The 19,128-nt window shown below is 39.1% G+C and carries 16 protein-coding genes and 1 other annotated feature; of the genes, 15 read left to right on the top strand and 1 reads right to left on the bottom strand.

The genetic code is table 11. The features are described from left to right. The first annotated feature begins 78 nt into the window (after positions 1 to 78). The 3 genes from MKX65_RS17780 to pheT all read left to right on the top strand — a co-directional run bounded on the left by MKX65_RS17780 (position 79) and on the right by pheT (position 4,665). Complete coding sequence (locus tag MKX65_RS17780; RefSeq protein ID WP_340904844.1) at positions 79 to 825, top strand: TrmH family RNA methyltransferase; 747 nt, start codon at positions 79 to 81, stop codon at positions 823 to 825. 77 nt (positions 826 to 902) lie between these two features. Further along, positions 903 to 1,150 (top strand) — a binding site (T-box leader). A gap of 49 nt (positions 1,151 to 1,199) precedes the next feature. Next, positions 1,200 to 2,237, top strand: a complete 1,038-nt coding sequence (gene pheS / locus MKX65_RS17775) for a phenylalanine--tRNA ligase subunit alpha (protein WP_340904843.1) — start codon at positions 1,200 to 1,202, stop codon at positions 2,235 to 2,237. Positions 2,238 to 2,250: 13 nt separating this feature from the next. Then, positions 2,251 to 4,665 (top strand): phenylalanine--tRNA ligase subunit beta, encoded by a 2,415-nt coding sequence (gene pheT, locus MKX65_RS17770; protein WP_340904841.1) that lies wholly within the window; start codon positions 2,251 to 2,253, stop codon positions 4,663 to 4,665. A 36-nt stretch (positions 4,666 to 4,701) separates the two neighbouring features. Here the strand turns inward: pheT and rnhC are convergent, their stop codons facing one another. Continuing rightward, positions 4,702 to 5,640: a ribonuclease HIII gene (gene rnhC / locus MKX65_RS17765; protein WP_340904839.1), complete on the bottom strand. Its 939-nt coding sequence runs from the start codon at positions 5,638 to 5,640 to the stop codon at positions 4,702 to 4,704. Between the two features lie 108 nt (positions 5,641 to 5,748). On the opposite strand from rnhC, the gene zapA reads away from it, so the two are divergent. The 12 genes from zapA (at position 5,749) to uvrC (ending at position 19,090) form a co-directional block, all read left to right on the top strand. After that, positions 5,749 to 6,018 (top strand): cell division protein ZapA, encoded by a 270-nt coding sequence (gene zapA, locus MKX65_RS17760; protein WP_160546670.1) that lies wholly within the window; start codon positions 5,749 to 5,751, stop codon positions 6,016 to 6,018. A gap of 14 nt (positions 6,019 to 6,032) precedes the next feature. Next, positions 6,033 to 6,560, top strand: coding sequence for a CvpA family protein (locus tag MKX65_RS17755; RefSeq protein WP_340904836.1), 528 nt, complete (start codon positions 6,033 to 6,035; stop codon positions 6,558 to 6,560). Positions 6,561 to 6,727: 167 nt separating this feature from the next. Further along, positions 6,728 to 8,458 (top strand): DNA polymerase/3'-5' exonuclease PolX, encoded by a 1,731-nt coding sequence (polX, locus tag MKX65_RS17750; RefSeq protein WP_340904834.1) that lies wholly within the window; start codon positions 6,728 to 6,730, stop codon positions 8,456 to 8,458. 29 nt (positions 8,459 to 8,487) lie between these two features. Continuing rightward, entirely contained in the window at positions 8,488 to 10,842 is a 2,355-nt protein-coding gene (locus tag MKX65_RS17745) for an endonuclease MutS2 (protein WP_340904832.1), read from the top strand. A gap of 17 nt (positions 10,843 to 10,859) precedes the next feature. Further along, a complete protein-coding gene (locus MKX65_RS17740; RefSeq protein WP_160546673.1) occupies positions 10,860 to 11,267 on the top strand; it encodes a DUF350 domain-containing protein in 408 nt (135 codons plus the stop codon). Between the two features lie 250 nt (positions 11,268 to 11,517). Further along, positions 11,518 to 13,221, top strand: a complete 1,704-nt coding sequence (locus MKX65_RS17735; RefSeq protein ID WP_340904830.1) for a long-chain-fatty-acid--CoA ligase — start codon at positions 11,518 to 11,520, stop codon at positions 13,219 to 13,221. A 191-nt stretch (positions 13,222 to 13,412) separates the two neighbouring features. Further along, positions 13,413 to 13,997, top strand: coding sequence for a TetR/AcrR family transcriptional regulator (locus tag MKX65_RS17730; RefSeq protein ID WP_160546675.1), 585 nt, complete (start codon positions 13,413 to 13,415; stop codon positions 13,995 to 13,997). 30 nt (positions 13,998 to 14,027) lie between these two features. Beyond that, positions 14,028 to 14,801: an enoyl-CoA hydratase gene (locus MKX65_RS17725; protein ID WP_340904829.1), complete on the top strand. Its 774-nt coding sequence runs from the start codon at positions 14,028 to 14,030 to the stop codon at positions 14,799 to 14,801. A 69-nt stretch (positions 14,802 to 14,870) separates the two neighbouring features. Next, positions 14,871 to 15,644, top strand: a complete 774-nt coding sequence (locus MKX65_RS17720; RefSeq protein WP_340904828.1) for an electron transfer flavoprotein subunit beta/FixA family protein — start codon at positions 14,871 to 14,873, stop codon at positions 15,642 to 15,644. Between the two features lie 49 nt (positions 15,645 to 15,693). After that, the gene (locus MKX65_RS17715) at positions 15,694 to 16,671 is read left to right on the top strand and encodes an electron transfer flavoprotein subunit alpha/FixB family protein (RefSeq protein WP_340904827.1); all 978 of its coding nucleotides are present in this window, start codon (positions 15,694 to 15,696) and stop codon (positions 16,669 to 16,671) included. 215 nt (positions 16,672 to 16,886) lie between these two features. After that, a complete protein-coding gene (gene trxA, locus MKX65_RS17710) occupies positions 16,887 to 17,201 on the top strand; it encodes a thioredoxin (RefSeq protein WP_160546679.1) in 315 nt (104 codons plus the stop codon). Positions 17,202 to 17,317: 116 nt separating this feature from the next. Beyond that, entirely contained in the window at positions 17,318 to 19,090 is a 1,773-nt protein-coding gene (gene uvrC, locus MKX65_RS17705) for an excinuclease ABC subunit UvrC (RefSeq protein WP_160546680.1), read from the top strand. The last annotated feature ends 38 nt before the right edge of the window (positions 19,091 to 19,128 follow it).

Raw genomic sequence — 19,128 nt, 5'->3', positions numbered from 1 at the left:
CTATTTTTGTTATTATTATGTACTTAAGTTACGCTATAATAAGAAAACCCGAGAAAAAAGGAAAGAAGGGGTTTTACCTTGAAGCATATTCACTCGAGTAGTAACCCAAAGGTGAAGCAATGGAAGAAACTATTAACGAAAAAGGAAAGAGATAAAACAGGCCTATTTTTAGTCGAAGGTTTCCATCTAGTGGAGGAAGCGCTAAAAGCAGGTCGTATTGAAGAAATCATTGTACAAGAAAACATGGATCTTCCTTCAAGCTTTGATTACGGATCAACACCGATTCTCTCTGTGCCTAATGACATCATTAAGCTATTGGCTGAAACAGATACACCACAAGGCGTTTTTGCAGTATGTCATCAAGAAAAGTCATCCCGTACAGAAGGAACATCTTATCTTTTAATTGATGCTGTCCAAGACCCTGGAAATTTAGGAACAATGATTCGTACGGCAGATGCTGCGGGTGTGGACGTTGTGGTGATTGGGAATGGAAGTGTGGATATGTATAATTCCAAGGTGCTTAGGTCTGCCCAAGGAAGCCATTTTCATCTTCCAGTTATTAAAGCTGATATCTCTGCTTGGACAAGCGATCTTCTTGACCGAGGAATCCCTGTTTATGGGACAGCATTGGAGAATGCCGAACCGTTCCATCAAATACAATCACCTGGATCCTATGCCTTAATCGTCGGAAATGAAGGGAACGGGGTAAGTAGAGAGCTATTAAGTAAAACGACAGCTAATCTTTTTATTCCGATTCATGGAAAAAGTGAGTCATTAAATGTTGCAGTAGCAGCAGGAATTTTGTTATATTACTTACGTGGATAAAATAGGCACATAGCCTCCCGAAAATGGGTTTGAAATAAGTAAGAAAGTATACTATAATAACAGCAAAAATTACATACTAAAAAACGATGACGGAGAAAAGTAGTTTGCTACCATCTATGTTAGGGAGAAAATGCCTTAGACTGAAAGCATTTTTATAGAAAAAGTAAACGAAGTTCACCTCCCGAGTTGGCATCGGGACCATTTCTTTAAGAAGTGTAAAGATGCACCGGTTTAAAGCCGTTATCAACAATGAAGTGAATGTAGGAGAAAGAATATCTACATTAATTAAGGGTGGTACCGCGAATAATGAAACCTCGTCCCTTTTCAGGGATGAGGTTTTTTATTTTGTCTAAAAATCATAAGGAGGAAAGAACATGGAGCAACGCTTAGTAGAGCTTCAGCAAGAAGCGCTTGAAGGAATAAAGAAAGCGACTGATTTAAAAGAATTAAATGATATTCGTGTATCTTATCTAGGGAAAAAAGGTCCCATTACTGAGGTATTAAAAGGGATGGGGAAGCTAAGTGCTGAGGAACGTCCTAAGATGGGGGCATTGGCGAACGAGGTAAGAGACGTTATTGCAAAAGCAATTGAAGAAAAACAAGCGGTTATGGAAGAAGAAGAGGTGGCTAAAAAACTAGCTTCAGAAACCATTGATGTAACACTTCCAGGAAGACCGGTAAAAACAGGAAACCATCACCCACTAACAAGAATCATTGAAGAAATCGAAGACCTCTTTATTGGTATGGGCTACACGATTGCAGAAGGTCCTGAAGTAGAAAGTGATTACTATAACTTTGAGGCTTTAAATTTACCAAAAGGTCATCCAGCTCGTGATATGCAAGATTCCTTTTATATTACGGAAGAAATCCTTCTTCGTACACACACATCGCCAATGCAAGCAAGAACGATGGAAAAGAAAGAAGGAAAGGGACCTATTAAAATTATCTGCCCAGGAAAAGTTTATCGCCGTGATAATGACGACGCAACGCATTCCCATCAATTCATGCAGATCGAGGGTCTTGTGGTAGGAGAAAACATTCAAATGAGTGACCTGAAAGGGACACTAGATGTATTTGCGAAAAAAATCTTTGGTGAAGACCGTGAGATTCGCTTACGTCCTAGCTTCTTCCCATTCACAGAACCTTCTGTTGAGATGGATATCTCTTGCAAAATTTGTAACGGAAAAGGATGTAGCGTTTGTAAAGGAACGGGTTGGATTGAAATTCTTGGAGCTGGAATGGTGCATCCAAACGTACTTGAAATGGCTGGCTATGATTCAAAAAAATATACTGGCTTTGCATTCGGGATGGGGCCTGAGAGAATTGCCATGCTGAAATACGGCGTGGATGATATTCGTCATTACTATACAAACGATGTACGTTTCTTAAAGCAATTTTCGATACATGAATAGGAGGATAACAAGAATGTTTGTTTCTTATAAATGGCTTCAAGAATACGTGGACCTTTCTGGTGTCACAGCTTCTGAACTAGCCGATAAAATTACAAAAAGTGGGATTGAAGTGGAAGGCGTTGAGATTCTTAATGAAGGAATGAAAGGACTCGTCGTCGGTCATGTGTTAGAACGTGAACAACATCCAAATGCCGATAAGCTAAACAAATGTTTAGTAGATGTTGGAGAAGGAGAGCCCGTTCAAATCATCTGTGGCGCTCCGAATGTAGATAAAGGGCAACATGTGATTGTGGCAAAGGTGGGAGCGGTTCTCCCAGGAAACTTCAAGATTAAAAAAGCAAAGCTTCGCGGCGAAGAGTCAAATGGAATGATCTGTTCCTTGCAGGAGCTAGGGGTAGAAAGCAAGCTTGTTGCCAAGGAATTCTCTGAAGGGATATTCGTATTCCCGAATGAGGCAACAGTTGGGGACGATGCACTTGAGCTGTTAAATCGTGATGATCAAATTTTAGAGCTAGGATTAACTCCAAACCGAGCGGATTGCTTAAGTATGCTAGGTGTAGCATATGAGGTTGCGGCCATTCTAGGAAAAGAAGTAAAGCTTCCAAAGCCTGAGGTTTCATCAATTAGCGAAAAGGCTAGCGAATATATCTCTGTTACTGTGGATGCTCCAGAAGATAATCCACTTTACGTCGCAAAAGTGATTAAAAATGTAAAGGTTGGACCTTCTCCATTATGGATGCAAACGCGTCTGATGGCTGCAGGAGTACGTCCTCATAATAATGTTGTCGATATAACGAATTACATTTTAATGGAATACGGTCAACCGCTACATGCCTTTGACTATGATCGTCTTGGTTCAAAAGAGATTGTTGTACGCCGTGCGCATCAAGGTGAAACAATTACAACGCTTGATGATGCCAAACGTACATTAACAACAGATCATCTGGTGATTACAAACGGAAATGAGCCGGTTGCATTAGCAGGAGTTATGGGTGGAGCAAACTCTGAGGTAGAAACAACAACGACAACCGTATTATTAGAGTCTGCATATTTTGTAGGAGCACCTATTCGTAAAGCTTCGAAGGATCATGGATTGCGTAGTGAAGCTAGTGCACGCTATGAAAAAGGTGTGGATCCGAATCGTGTTAGAGCTGCAGCAGAAAGAGCGGCTGAGTTACTAGCATTGTATGCAAACGGAGAAGTATTAGAAGGATCTGTTGAGGCAGATGCACTTAAGGTGGAGCCTGCGGTTGTTTCAATTACATTAGATAAAATCAATGGTGTCCTTGGTACCGAAATTTCCATGGATGAGGTGAAAAATATTATTGCCCGTCTACAATTTACTACGAAGATAGAAGGAAACGAAATTACTGTAACCGTACCTACTCGTCGTGGTGATATTACGATTGAGGAAGATTTAGTTGAAGAAGTTGGGAGAATTTACGGCTACGACTATATCCCTAAAACTCTTCCAAAGGGTGCTTCTACGCCAGGAAAATTAAGTGATTACCAGAAAAAACGCAGAATTGTCCGTCGCTACTTAGAAAGTGCTGGATTATTTCAAGCAGTCACTTATTCTTTGACGAATGAAGGAAAAGCCTCTCAATTTGCACTAGATAAGCGTGAACCTGTTAAACTTGCGATGCCGATGAGTGAAGACCGTAGTGTATTACGTCTGAGCATTTTGCCACAGTTACTAGAGGTAGTAAAATACAATTCTGCTCGTCAAAATGATAGCATTGCTTTATATGAAACAGGGGCCGTGTTCTTATCGACTGAACAAGATAAGCTTCCAGAGGAGAAGGAACATTTGGCAGCAGCAATTACTGGCTTATGGCATCAGCACCCATGGCAAGGGGAAAAGAAAGCTGTTGATTACTATGTTCTTAAAGGTGTGCTAGAAGGGTTATTTTCTCGCTTAGGGTTGACAGGTAGAGTGGAGTTCCGTCAAGCAACCGTGGAAGGAATGCATCCAGGAAGAACCGCTGATCTTCTTTTAGATAAGGAGAGAATTGGTTTTGTCGGACAAATCCATCCGAACGTTCAAAAAGAACTAGATTTGAAAGATACGTATGTATTTGAACTATCTTTAAAGGCTTTACTAGAGGCAGAAATTGCTCCGTTACAATACGAATCAATTCCTCGTTACCCATCTATTACGCGTGATATCGCATTGGTTGTTAACAAGGAAGTGGTTGCTGGTCAGCTTTCTGACATTATTGCAAAAGCTGGTGGCAGCTTACTGAAGGAAGTTTCTGTGTTTGATCTATATGAAGGAGATCGCATGGAAGAAGGTAAGAAATCCATTGCGTTTTCATTAAGATATTTTGATCCAGAAAAAACACTAACTGACGAAGAAGTAACAAAGGCTCACGAAAAGGTACTAGATGCTTTGAAGGATCAGGCTGGAGCAGTTTTAAGAGGATAAAATAGAAAAGGAGCATCCAATGGAATGCTCCTTTTTTCATTGTTTTTTCGTAATCAGTTTCCATGCTTTTTCTGTATTAGCAAAATGTAGTTTAACAAAATGTGGAAGGCTTTCTTTTCCCTTTGCTTTAATCAATTTAGCTGCGGCTACGTCTACTTGGGCACCTGCTCCTTTTGGAATGACAAATCCAGCCTCCTTTGAAAGATTTTCAAAGTGCTGAACAAATGCATAACGAGCTAGAATGGATGCGGCTGCAACAGCTAAGTGAACACTTTCTCCTTTTGTTGAGAAAAAGACATTTTCACGGTGAATGACTTTTTGCCCTTTAAGATACTGATAATACACATCTTCTTTTGCAAACTGATCGATTAGGATGGCATCAGGCTTTTCTGGTGCAATTTTATTCAGTACATGTCCAATGGCTTGGTTATGCAACAGCGCTTTTAACTTTCCTTGTGACATTCCAGACTGCTGAAGCTGATTGTATTTTTCATTATGTAAAGTTAATAGGCTATAAGGAATCACATGCTTAATTTCCTTTGCAATCGCTGAAATTTGCTCATCCTTCAGACCTTTTGAATCCTTTACGCCCAGCTCTCTTAATAGGGGGATATGCTGTTTATTAACATAAGTTGCAACAACAGTAATTGGTCCAAAGAAATCGCCAGTACCTACCTCATCCGATCCAACTACAGAAAGAGACTCAAAATGCTCAGGTAGATGGCTTTTATTTGGTGAAGGTTTCGGAGTCTTTTTGTTTGGAGGTTGATCCGCAGCACCCCATTTCTTTGCTTCCATCTCACATGAAGGACCTTGAAAAAGCACTTTACCTGACTTATATGCGGTTATGGAGCAACCGGACAATTTTGCTGCAAAAACTCCACCGGGTGGGATTTTAGGTGAAATGCTTTGTTGGTAGTATTCCTGCATCTTCTTTATTTGTTCCCCAGACTGTTTTAATACAACTTGACTCATTTTACACTCTCCAATAAAAATACATATTTTTCCTTGATTCGTCTGATTTAGACATTCTTAACTTCCCACTCAAATAATATTCATGTTATGATATAGTGTAGGATTCTTATGAATGGGGGCAATGCTGTGTCTGAAGCAGAAAAGAAGCGCACAACAGTTGAAATATACGGGCAACAGTATGTAATTGTAGGTAATGAAAGTGTTGAACATGTTCGATTGGTTGCCTCTTTGGTAAACAATAAAATGCGCGAAATCGGTCAGAAGAATCCCTCACTCGATAGTACAAAGCTTGCAGTTCTTACAGCAGTAAATGCTGTAAATGATTATCTGAAAATAAAGGATCATCTTGACCGCTTAGAAAGTGAACTAAAGAAGTAAAGGATTGAACGAATATGCTAAATATTGCCATTATCATTATATTATTAATAGGATTACTTGTTGGACTTCGTAGAGGGTTTATCCTTCAATTTATTCATCTTACTGGCTTCATTATTGCATTTATTGTTGCAAAGGTCTATTATTCCGAACTTGCTCCTAAATTAACCCTTTGGATTCCATATCCAAGCTTCGGTGATGCATCAAATTTACAAATCATCTTTTCAGAAGGAAATATGGAGGATGCATATTACCGTGGAATTGCTTTTGTAGCTATTTTCTTTGCAGTTAAGATTATTCTACAAATAATTGGAAGTATGCTAGATTTTGTTTCCAATCTACCAATTTTAAAGACTTTTAATCGTTGGGCTGGAGGTATACTTGGATTTTTAGAGGTCTATTTACTTCTGTTTATCATTTTATACATAGCAGCACTTCTACCAATTGAAGCCGTGCAATCTCCTTTAGCTAGTTCTTCTGTGGCAAAGGGGATAGTTGAAAATACCCCATTTTTATCTAATTTTGTGAAAGAGCTTTGGGGATAACTTATTATTACTTCTCTTTTTTAAGAGAAGTTTTATTTTGTTTTTTCTTAAAAACTTTTTGGATTCCAATACGTACATAATACATAGTAGGATTTCAAATATCTAAATGATTGGTGAAATAGAAGTGAATCATTCATAATGGGATTTAGTGAAAGTAGGTGGTTAGTGTGGCAATACAAAAAAAAGATGTGATACGTTTACTTGAGACGATCGCTACATATATGGAATTAAAAGGTGAGAATACATTTAAAGTGTCTGCTTTTAGAAAAGCAGCAAATAGCCTTGAAATAAATGAGCAGGATCTATCACAAATCGATGATTTTACCACCATTTCAGGCATTGGTAAAGGGACTGCTGCTGTTATTATAGAGTTTATTCAAGAGGGGCAATCCTCTGTTCTAAAAGAGCTACAGGAAGAAGTACCAAAGGGACTGATTCCCCTACTACAACTGCCTGGCCTTGGTGGGAAAAAGATTGCTAAGCTATACAAAGAGCTTTCAATAACGAATGTACAAGAGTTAAAGCAGGCGTGCGTGGACAAAAAGGTGAGAGAACTTACTGGTTTTGGTGGAAAGACAGAGGAGAAAATTCTTCAATCCATCAACGAATTTGGTTCCCAACCAGATCGACTACCTCTTGCATATATGCTACCAGTTGCACGGAAGATTGAGCTTGCTCTTTCGGAAATGGATGGAGTGGTTCGCTTTTCAAGAGCAGGTAGTATTAGAAGAATGAAGGAAACGATCAAGGATTTAGACTTCATTATCTCCACGGCTGATCCTCAATTGGTGAAGGAGAAGCTGCTCTCTATGGAGCATATCAAAGAAGTTGTCTCAAAAGGAGATACAAAGGTTTCCATTATCCTGGAATTAGAGTTTGACGTATCCATTGATTTTCGTCTTGTAAAGGACGAGGAATTTACTACGACATTACACCATTTCACTGGCTCAAAGGACCATAATGTAAGGATGCGTCAGTTAGCGAAGGAACGTGGTGAAAAAATAAGCGAATATGGTGTTGAACATATCGAATCCGGGGAAATTGTTACGTTTCATAGCGAAGAGGAGTTTTTTGCTCACTTTGGTTTGCCTTTTATTCCACCCGAAATGCGTGAGGATGGCACTGAAGTGGAACATTATACAGAAGAGCTTGAAATTATTGCTCTTGACCATATTCAAGGTGATCTGCACATGCACTCGACATGGAGTGATGGTTCGCATTCCATTGAGCAAATGGTAGAAGCTTGTCGAGCAAAAGGGTATAAATATATGGCGATTACGGACCACTCACAATATTTAAAGGTGGCCAATGGGCTAACGGTCGAGCGCTTACAGAAACAACGGCAAGAAATTGATGAACTGAATCGTAAATATGATGATATTACGATCTTAGCGGGTGTTGAAATGGATATTTTACCTGACGGCTCCCTCGACTATGAAGATGAGATTCTAGAACAAATGGATTTTGTTATTGCATCTATTCATTCCTCTTTTTCACAGCCGCAGGATAAGATTATGCAACGTCTTAAAACAGCTTTGAAAAATAAACATGTACATATGATTGCTCATCCGACAGGTAGAAAGATTGGCAAGCGTGAGGGGTATTCCGTAAATATCGAGCAATTGATTGAACTAGCAAAAGAGACAAATACTTGGTTAGAATTGAATGCGAACCCCAATCGGCTTGATCTTTCCTCAGAGCATGTACGTATGGCCCAAGAAGCGGGTGTCAAACTTGTAATTAATACAGATGCTCATATGGTTGAAACATTAGCTCATATGGACACGGGTATCTCTGCAGCGAAAAAAGGATGGGTTCAAAGGCAATCTGTGATCAACACTCTAGCTAAGGAAGAATTTCTTGAGCTATTAAAAAAGCGAAAAGAAGATAGAAGATAGACCTTATTTTGAAATAGGAGGCACACTCCATGCAAGAAAGAGTTTTAAAGGTATTGGAATTTACAAAAGTGAAAGAACAGTTAATTGAACATGCTTCTTCAAGCTTAGGAAAAGAAAAGGTAAGGGTACTGATTCCTTCAACTGATTTCGAAGAGGTGGTGCGTAGTCAGGAAGAAACCGATGAAGCGGCGAAGGTTCTTCGATTAAAAGGCAATGTTCCACTTACAGGGATTTATGATATCAGAATGCAAATAAGACGCTCCGCAATAGGTGGGGTGCTAAGTCCACTTGAACTTGTACAAATAGCTAGTACGATCCATGCGAGCAGAATGATGCGTCGCTTTATAGAAGATATGGTTGAACAAGGAATTGAGATTCCTATTTTAAATGAATATGCAAGTAACATCATTGTGCTGGCTGAACTAGAAGAGCCCATTCGAATGGCAATTGAGGAGAGTGGAGAAGTACTTGATACGGCTAGTGAAACCCTACGCTCTCTTAGAAGTCAGCTACGAACTAAAGAAGCAAGGGTTCGTGAAAGACTTGAATCAATGATTCGGTCTTCCAATGCGGCTAAAATGCTTTCAGACGCCATTATCACGATTCGAAATGACCGGTTTGTTATACCTGTTAAACAAGAATATCGTGGGCATTATGGAGGCATCATTCATGATCAAAGTTCCTCAGGTCAAACCCTGTTCATTGAACCGCAAGCAATCGTGCAGTTAAACAATGATGTGCAAGCGATTCGTGTGAAGGAGAAGCAGGAAATAGAACGTATTTTGGTTGAATTATCCGGAAAAGTAGGTTTGTTTGAGAGTGAGTTAGGTACAATTGTGGGGGTATTAACAGACCTAGACTTTATGTTTGCGAAGGCAAGGTATAGTAAAAGGATAAAGGGTTCTAAACCGAAAATGAATAATGAAGGGATCATCTCCTTGTTTAAAGCAAGACATCCCTTGATCGCCATGGATGAAGTGGTTCCCAATGATATTTTACTCGGCAAGACTTATTCTACAATTGTTATAACTGGACCGAATACCGGGGGAAAGACGGTTACACTAAAGACCGTCGGTTTATGTACGTTAATGGCTCAGGCTGGTTTACAAATACCTGCCCTTGATGGATCAGAAATGGCAGTCTTTGGCCAAGTTTTTGCAGATATTGGCGATGAACAGTCGATTGAGCAGAGTCTGAGTACCTTTTCTTCTCATATGGTAAATATCGTAGACATTTTAAATGAGGTAAGCTTTGATAGTCTGGTTCTATTTGACGAGCTAGGTGCAGGTACAGACCCACAGGAAGGAGCTGCACTTGCTATTTCCATATTAGACACTGTCTATAAAACAGGGGCAAGAGTGGTTGCTACCACCCATTATCCTGAATTAAAGGCATATGGCTATAATCGGGAAGGGGTAATAAACGCCAGTGTTGAGTTCGATATTGAAACACTAAGTCCAACGTATAAGCTTCTAATTGGGGTTCCGGGTCGAAGCAATGCATTTGAAATTTCCAAACGCCTTGGGTTGAAGGAAAAAGTCATAGATTTGGCACGATCACATGTTAGCTCGGAGAGTAACGAAGTCGATCAAATGATTGCAGCACTTGAAGCAAGTAAAAAACAAGCCGAAAATGAGTTAGAAGAGGCTCATGACACATTAAGGCAGGCTGAAAAGCTTCATAAGGATCTTCAAGAAGAGATTGTCACTTATTATAAAGAAAAAGATTTATTACGTGAAAAAGCTGAACGTGAGGCGCAAGCGATTATTGAAAAGGCCAAACAAGAGGCGGAAGAAGTCATTCGAGAGCTCCGTCGAATGAGAATCGAGAAAAAAGCCGATGTCAAAGAACACGAATTAATAGATGCCAAAAAGAAACTAAATGAAGCCGTACCTGTTTTCGAAAAATCATTGAATAATGAGTCAAGAAAACAGAAGCATAAATTCCATGTTGGGGATGAAGTAAAAGTATTAACTTTTGACCAAAAGGGACATTTAGTTGAAAAGGTATCTGATGAGGAGTGGCAGGTTCAAATAGGTATTTTAAAAATGAAAGTCCAAGAGAAGGATTTGGAATTTATCCAATCGGAAAAACCAAAGGTACAAAAGCATGTGACAACGATACAGGGAAGAGACTCGAACGTTTCCATAGAGCTAGATCTGAGAGGAGAACGGTACGAAGATGCTCTCTTAAGAGTAGAAAAATACGTCGATGATGCTTTATTATCTAATTATCCAAGAGTGTCGATCATTCATGGAAAGGGCACTGGGGCATTAAGGCAAGGTGTACAAGAGTACTTGAAAAACCATCGGTCGGTGAAAAAGATTCGCTTTGGTGAGGCTGGCGAAGGCGGTTCGGGAGTAACAGTCGTTGAGTTCAAGTAGGTAGGAGGAAGAGGAAGTTGAACGGTTTCTGGGAGAATGAATATGTTCATATAGCCGCTTATTGCAGTGTCGTTATTTTATGTATGATCGTATTTCTTGCTATTTTTGAACTTGTGACGAAGTACCGTAATTGGGAAGAAATTCAAAATGGAAATGTGGCTGTTGCTATGGCGACCGGTGGGAAAATTTTTGGGATCGCCAATATTTTTAGGCATTCGATTGAGCAGCACGATTCACTCATAACCATGATTGGTTGGGGAGTATTTGGTTTCTTTTTACTATTGGTAGCTTATTTTATTTTTGAGTTTTTAACACCTAAATTTAGAATTGATGAAGAAATTCAGAATGACAATCGAGCAGTAGGATTCATTTCAATGGTTATATCAGTTGGATTATCGTATGTGATTGGCGCAGGCATATCTTAAAGGAGTACGTAAATGGAAAAGCTAGCAAAAATACTTCTAATCCTTTGTGGGATCTTTATGTTTATAGGAATTTTTTATTTAGTCTTTTAAAATCGCCTTTTATAGGCGATTTTTTTTTGTAGTAGGACAATTTATTATGTCCATAAACATATAGTAGGAGAAATTAAATTGTCACATATTATTCACTATATTATAATTAAGATGAGTAATCAGAAATTTCTATACAATTTCTTTGTAGGAGGGATGGAGAATGAGTGAACATAGGCCGTGGCTTGCAAATTACCCAGAGGAAATACCGGCTAATTTGACGTACAAGTCAGAACCAGTTCAAACCTATTTGACGAACGCAGCAAAGGAGTTTCCGAATAAATCGGCGATTCATTTCATGGGCAAGGAAATGAGCTATGAAACGTTAAATGATCATGCGTGTAAACTAGCTTCTTATTTACAAAAGCTCGGGTTAGAAAAAGGTGACCGAGTCGCAATGATGCTTCCTAATTGTCCTCAAGCTGTTATTACGTACTACGGGATTTTACTAGCCGGGGGAGTTGTGGTTCCGACAAACCCGTTGTACACAGAAAGAGAAATCGAATATCAAATGAAGGATTCTGGTGCAAAAGCCATCGTGACCCTAGATATTTTATTTCCACGCGTCAGCAAAGTATTCACACAAACCAATTTAGAACATATTATTGTAACCGCTATCAAGGATTACTTACCCTTCCCAAAAAATCTCATTTATCCATTTATCCAAAAGAAACAATATGGAATTACCGTGACTGTTAAGCATGAGGGATGTCATCATGTATTAACAGAGATTATTAAGCAATCAAATAAAGAGCTAAAAAGCTTTTCAGTCGATTTTGAAGAAGATCTAGCTATTATTCAATACACAGGTGGTACGACCGGTGCACCTAAGGGGGTTATGCTTACTCATAAGAACCTTGTTTCTAATGCATCAATGAGTAACGCTTGGTTATATAAATGCAAACGAGGGGAAGAAACCATTTTAGCCATTATCCCATTTTTCCACGTGTACGGTATGACTGCTGTTATGATCCTTTCCGTCATGCAAGGACAAAAGATGGTATTGCTTCCGAAGTTTGATCCAGAACAGACATTAAAGACAATAGAGAAACAAAGGCCAACTTTATTTCCAGGAGCACCAACTATATATATCGGTTTGTTAAATCACCCAGACCTTTCCAAATACGATCTTTCTTCCATCGATTCATGTATTTCAGGCTCCGCGCCTCTTCCAGTAGAGGTACAAGAGAAATTTGAGGAAATAACGGGCGGAAAGCTTGTGGAAGGTTATGGATTGACAGAATCCTCTCCAGTGACTCATTCAAATTTTTTATGGGATCGTCCTCGCATTAAAGGAAGTATTGGGGTACCGTGGCCAGATACGGATTCGGTCATATTATCCTTTGAAACCGGAGAGCCATTACCACCTGGTGAAATTGGCGAGATTGCTGTAAAGGGACCACAAGTCATGAAGGGATACTGGAACAAGCCGGAAGAGACCGACCAAGTGTTAAGAGATGGCTGGCTTCTTACGGGAGACTTAGGATATATGAATGATGAAGGATATTTCTTTGTTGTTGACCGTAAAAAAGATATGATTATCGCTGGTGGCTTTAATATTTATCCAAGAGAAATTGAAGAAGTGATGTATGAGCATCCTAGTGTGCAAGAGGTTGTTGTTGCTGGAGTTCCCGACCCATATCGGGGTGAGACGGTAAAGGCATATATTGTGTTGAAGGAAAGTGCTTCTGCTACAGAGGAAGAGTTAAATGCTTTTGCAAGAAAGCATCTTGCTGCTTATAAGGTTCCTCGAATGTATGAATTTCGATCAGAACTTCCAAAAACAGCAGTGGGTAAAATATTAAGGAGAGCATTGGTCGAAGAAGAAAAAAGGAAAAGAGATGACAATCAAGAGAAACAGGCTTAATTCTCCATAGCCGATTCGTCGGCTGTTTATTTTTGCGAAAGCAGGCTTGTACAGTCCATTTAGTTATGGCATGATAATAGTGTAAATAATACGTGAAATCCTTGACAGAAATTCGTTTACAAACTATTATTAATTTATGAATGATGATTCATTCATAAATGCAACAACCTTCTTGAAAGGAGGGTATGATTATGAAAAAAGATAAACCAAAGTATCGACAGATTATCGATGCAGCTGTCATTGTAATAGCAGAAAATGGGTATCACCAAGCTCAAGTTTCTAAAATTGCAAAACAAGCAGGAGTTGCTGATGGAACCATTTATTTGTATTTTAAAAACAAAGAAGATATCCTCATTTCTCTTTTTCAAGAAAAAATGGGGGCTTTTATAGAAAAGATGGAAGAGAAGTTAGAGGGGAAGAAAAGCGCAGCAGAAAAGTTATTACTTATGATTGATATGCATTTTCAAATGCTATCAAAGGATCGTCATTTAGCAATCGTCACACAGCTAGAATTGCGACAATCAAATAAAGACCTTCGCTTAAAAATTAATGAAGTATTAAAAGGTTATTTACATGTGGTTGACAATATACTTATTGAGGGAAGAGATTCTGGTGAATTTTCAGAAGATCTTGATATTCGCTTGGCAAGGCAGATGATCTTTGGAACAATGGATGAAACTGTTACAACTTGGGTCATGAATGAGCAAAAATATGATTTAACAGCACTTGCAGAACCGGTTCAGAAACTATTAATTAACGGGTGTGAAAAGAGATAATCATTACTATACGAATGAGGGGGAGAACCTATGGGCTTTTTGCATTGGTCTCATGAAGAGTTCATTGCAACAATTAAAATTGAACGTCCTCCAGCGAATGCGTTATCATCTCAAGTGTTAAAAGAACTGTCGGATATTCTTGATGAAATCGAATTTCATCAGGATATTCGAGTTATCGTATTGCGTGGTGAGGGGAGATTTTTCTCAGCAGGAGCAGATATTAAAGAGTTTACAACGATTTCTACAGGTGAGGATTTTGGTAGTCTTTCCACTCTTGGTCAAGATTTGTTTGAACGAATGGAGCGTTACCCAAAACCAATTATTGCCGTCATTCATGGGGCTGCTTTAGGCGGAGGCTTGGAGCTTGCGATGGCATGTCATTTCCGACTTGTCACAGAAAATGCCAAACTAGGCTTACCGGAGCTTCAACTTGGTTTGGTACCTGGCTTTGCTGGTTCTCAACGCCTGCCTAGATATGTGGGGGTAGCTAGGGCTGCAGAAATGTTGTTTACAAGTGAGGCAATCACGGGAGTAGAAGCGGTTCAATACGGACTTGCAAATCATGCTTATCGTGAGGAAGAGTTACTTGATCAGGCTTATAAAATGGCAAGGAAAATCGCTAAGAAGAGTCCTATTGCACTTAGCGCAGCAATTGAATTACTTAACCTTGGCAAGACAGATGAGTATTATTCAGGTGTAAAAAAAGAGGTAGAGTTATTTGAAAGGGTTTTCTTATCGAAAGATGGGCAAGAAGGTATTTCTGCGTTCATCGAAAAGAGAGAACCTAAGTTTACGGGAAAATAAATTTTTTTACATTAAATTTTCTTAATCTTTAGAACCAATTAAATGTTTAGATATATAGGAGGGGAACTTATGAATATCTTTGTATTGTTAAAGAGAACGTTTGATACGGAAGAGAAAATAACGATTGCTGGCGGAAAGATTAATGAAGATGGTGCTGAATTTATCATCAATCCTTATGATGAATATGCGGTTGAAGAAGCCATTCAAGTTCGTGATGCACATGGTGGCGAAGTAACCGTTATTTCTGTTGGTGGTGAAGAATCGGAGAAACAGCTTCGCACTGCTTTAGCTATGGGAGCAGATAAAGCGGTACTTGTAAATATTGAAGAAGAGATTGAAGCTTCTGACCAGTATACAACAGCCAAAATCATTGCTCAATACTTAAAAGATCAAGAAGTTGATTTAATTATCGCTGGAAATGTAGCTATTGATGGTGGTTCAGGTCAGGTCGGCCCACGTGTGGCAGAATTACTTGAAATCCCTTATGTAACAACTATTACTAAGCTTGACATACAGGGGACAAATGCAACGGTTGTTCGCGATGTTGAAGGCGATTCAGAAGTCATTGAGACCAGTCTTCCCCTATTAGTCACGGCACAGCAAGGATTAAATGAACCAAGATATCCTTCTTTACCTGGAATCATGAAGGCAAAGAAAAAACCGTTAGAAGAGTTAGAATTAGACGATCTTGACTTAGAAGAAGATGATGTAGAAGCTAAAACAAAGACAATTGAAATTTACTTACCACCTAAAAAAAAAGCTGGTAAGGTGTTAGCAGGTGACTTGAACGATCAAGTAAAAGAACTTGTTTCTCTTCTTCATACAGAAGCAAAGGTAGTATAATCATTCTTTTTTATACGAGCGGAATTAAATTTTACAGGAGGGGAACTAGATGGCTAGAAAAGTGTTAGTTTTAGGGGAAGTTAGAGACGGAGCTTTACGTAATGTGTCTTTTGAAGCATTGTCTGCGGGGAAGGCAATTTCTGAAGGTGGAGAAGTGGTTGGTGTTTTAGTTGGTAAAAGTGTAAGCGCTTTAGGACAGGAGTTCATTCAGTATGGAGCTAGCCGCGTGGTGGTGGTTGAACATGCCGAGCTTGCTCAATATACATCTGATGGTTATTCGCAAGCACTCTTGGCTGTGATTGAAGAAGAAAAGCCAGAGGGACTTGTGTTTGGACACACAGCACTGGGGAAAGATCTTTCTCCAAGAATTGCTGGGAAATTGAATTCTGGATTAATCTCTGATGCAACAGCTATTGAAGTGGCTGGTGGAAATGTTGTATTTACCAGACCGATCTACTCAGGTAAAGCTTTTGAAAAGAAGATAGTGACGGAAGGACTTATTTTTGCTACCGTCCGACCGAATAACATTCCTGCCCTTCCAAAGGATGAATCACTTTCAGGAGAAGTCAATTCTTTAACGGTTGACATAAAAGATCTACGTACCATTATTAAAGAGGTTGTACGAAAAGCAAGTGAGGGTGTCGATCTTTCTGAAGCAAAAGTTGTTATTGCCGGTGGACGTGGTGTGAAGAGCGAAGAGGGCTTTAAACCTTTAAAAGAACTTGCTACTGTATTAGGAGGAGCAGTAGGAGCTTCAAGGGGTGCATGTGATGCAGAGTACTGCGATTATTCCTTACAAATTGGTCAAACAGGAAAAGTCGTGACACCGGACCTTTATATTGCTTGTGGAATTTCTGGAGCGATTCAGCATTTAGCTGGAATGTCTAACTCAAAGGTTATCGTGGCTATCAATAAAGACCCGGAAGCAAATATTTTTAAAGTGGCTGACTATGGAATTGTCGGAGATTTGTTTGAAGTGGTCCCACTATTAACAGAGGAATTTAAAAAATTGAAAATCAATGCGTAACGGTCAAAGAGCGGATTAAAAGAGCCGCTCTTTCCTCTTTCAAGCTGTATCAATGAAAGAATATCGTTTTATAAATTGGGCAAATTACATAAGAAAACAACAGCGAGACATTTTATTAGCATCGACTGAAAAACGGTGATATACTGACGATAGTATTTTACTACTAAACGCAATCGAGATTTACTTCTCGAAGCAATACTTAAGGAGGCATGAAAATGGCTATTTCAAATGCTACAGATCAAAACTTTTCAACAGAAACAGGTACAGGCCTAGTGCTTGCAGACTTTTGGGCTCCATGGTGTGGTCCATGTAAGATGATTGCTCCAGTTCTTCAAGAGCTTGATTCTGAAATGGGAGACAAAGTCAAAATCGTTAAAATTGATGTTGACGAAAACCAAGAAACTGCAGCGAAGTATGGAGTAATGAGCATTCCAACACTTCTTATCATGAAAGATGGAGAAGTAATTGATAAAGTTGTCGGCTTCCAACCGAAAGAAGCTTTAGAAGAGCGCTTAAACTCACATTTATAAAATGCGTAAACCACTCATCTGAGTGGTTTTTTCTTTTCCAGTTGGCTCCTACTATTTATCCCCTCAAAAAAACTTTATAATAAAATCATAGAGTTTTGTAGTTGGAGGTGACCCTTTTGAATGAGATGATAAAAAATAAACTTGCTTTATTACCTGATCAACCTGGATGTTATTTGATGAAGGATCGGCAAGGGACCATTATATATGTTGGTAAAGCAAAAGTATTGAAAAACCGTGTCAGATCGTACTTTACTGGGTCTCACGATGGAAAAACGCAAAGGCTTGTTTCTGAAATAGAGGATTTCGAATATATCGTTACATCTTCCAATATTGAAGCATTAATTCTAGAGTTAAATTTAATTAAGAAACACGATCCAAAGTATAATGTGATGCTAAAGGACGATAAAACGTATCCATTTATTAAGTTAACGGCAGAAAGGCATCCTCGCCTGATTACAACCCGTAAGGTAAAGAAAGACAAAGGGAAATATTTTGGACCGTATCCCAATGTCTCTGCTGCGAACGAAACCAAAAAGCTTTTGGATCGAATTTATCCTTTAAGAAAATGCTCAACTTTGCCTGATAGAGTGTGCTTATATTATCATCTAGGTCAATGTTTGGCTCCCTGTGTGAAGGAAGTAAAAGAATCCACTTATAAAGAACTTGTAGAAGAAATTACAAGATTTTTAAATGGTGGTTACAAGGACATAAAAAAAGACCTTACACTTAAGATGCAAGCTGCTGCAGAAGAACTTGATTTTGAAAGAGCGAAGGATTTCCGGGATAAAATAGCCCACATCGAAGCAACCATGGAAAAACAAAAAATGACAACCACTGATTTTACAGACCGAGATGTGTTCGGCTATTCGGTTGATAAAGGGTGGATGTGTGTTCAAGTATTTTTTGTTCGCCAAGGCAAGCTGATTGAGAGAGACATTTCCATGTTCCCTATTTACGGAGAAGCGGAAGAGGAATTTTTAACGTTTTTAGGTCAATTTTACGATCAATCTAGTCATTTTAAACCAAAGGAGATTTTGTTACGTGATGAAGTCGATCTAGAATTAGCGGAACAACTCCTACAAACAAAAGTTTTGCAGCCGAAACGTGGACAGAAAAAGGACCTAGTCGAGTTAGCTACTAAAAATGCAATCATTGCTTTAAAAGAAAAATTTTCACTCGTTGAGCGAGATGAAGAGAGAACGATTAAAGCAGTCGAGCAACTAGGAGAGCAACTGGCCATTTATACCCCCCACCGAATTGAAGCATTTGACAACTCAAACATCCAAGGAACAGACCCTGTATCAGCGATGGTTGTATTTATTGACGGAAAGCCAGCCAAAAGAGAGTATCGAAAATACAAGATTAAATCTGTTGAGGGTCCTGATGATTATGAATCAATGAGGGAAGTAACAAGACGCCGATATTCTCGTGTACTAAAAGAAAATCTTCCGCTTCCTGATCTGATTATGATAGACGGTGGAAAAGGCCATGTTGAAGCAGTAAGAGATATTTTGGAAAATGAACTAGGTCTAGACATTCCGATAACTGGACTGGTGAAAAATGATAAACATAGAACCTCGCAGTTATTGTACGGAAAGCCATTAGAGGTGGTTCCGCTTGAACGGAATAGCCAGGAGTTTTATTTGCTTCAACGAATTCAAGACGAAGTACATCGATTTGCCATCACGTTTCACAGGCAACTTCGAGGAAAAAACGTGTTTCAGTCGATTTTGGATGACGTTCCAGGAATCGGAGAGAAAAGGAAGAAGCAATTATTAAAAGCCTTTGGGTCGGTAAAAAAAATGAAGGAAGCAACCAAAGAGGACTTTTTATCCATAGGACTTCCACAAAATACAGTAGATTTATTAATGAGAAAACTACAAGAATAGCATTGCCGTCACCAGGAGGCTGTGCTATAATTAGGGAA

This window comes from Robertmurraya sp. FSL R5-0851, assembly GCF_038002965.1.
Taxonomy (GTDB): domain Bacteria; phylum Bacillota; class Bacilli; order Bacillales; family Cytobacillaceae; genus Robertmurraya_A; species Robertmurraya_A beringensis.
Note: the sequence above shows the minus strand (reverse complement) of the source record. Positions and strands in the feature narration are given on the sequence as shown.

Excerpts from the sequence above, each read along its gene's own strand:
- pheS (WP_340904843.1), top strand. The coding sequence starts at position 1,200 with ATGGAGCAACGCTTAGTAGAGCTTCAGCAAGAAGCGCTTGAAGGAATA.
- pheT (WP_340904841.1), top strand. The coding sequence starts at position 2,251 with ATGTTTGTTTCTTATAAATGGCTTCAAGAATACGTGGACCTTTCTGGT.
- rnhC (WP_340904839.1), bottom strand. The coding sequence starts at position 5,640 with ATGAGTCAAGTTGTATTAAAACAGTCTGGGGAACAAATAAAGAAGATG.
- zapA (WP_160546670.1), top strand. The coding sequence starts at position 5,749 with ATGAATGGGGGCAATGCTGTGTCTGAAGCAGAAAAGAAGCGCACAACA.
- MKX65_RS17755 (WP_340904836.1), top strand. The coding sequence starts at position 6,033 with ATGCTAAATATTGCCATTATCATTATATTATTAATAGGATTACTTGTT.
- MKX65_RS17745 (WP_340904832.1), top strand. The coding sequence starts at position 8,488 with ATGCAAGAAAGAGTTTTAAAGGTATTGGAATTTACAAAAGTGAAAGAA.
- MKX65_RS17735 (WP_340904830.1), top strand. The coding sequence starts at position 11,518 with ATGAGTGAACATAGGCCGTGGCTTGCAAATTACCCAGAGGAAATACCG.
- MKX65_RS17730 (WP_160546675.1), top strand. The coding sequence starts at position 13,413 with ATGAAAAAAGATAAACCAAAGTATCGACAGATTATCGATGCAGCTGTC.
- MKX65_RS17725 (WP_340904829.1), top strand. The coding sequence starts at position 14,028 with ATGGGCTTTTTGCATTGGTCTCATGAAGAGTTCATTGCAACAATTAAA.
- MKX65_RS17720 (WP_340904828.1), top strand. The coding sequence starts at position 14,871 with ATGAATATCTTTGTATTGTTAAAGAGAACGTTTGATACGGAAGAGAAA.
- MKX65_RS17715 (WP_340904827.1), top strand. The coding sequence starts at position 15,694 with ATGGCTAGAAAAGTGTTAGTTTTAGGGGAAGTTAGAGACGGAGCTTTA.
- trxA (WP_160546679.1), top strand. The coding sequence starts at position 16,887 with ATGGCTATTTCAAATGCTACAGATCAAAACTTTTCAACAGAAACAGGT.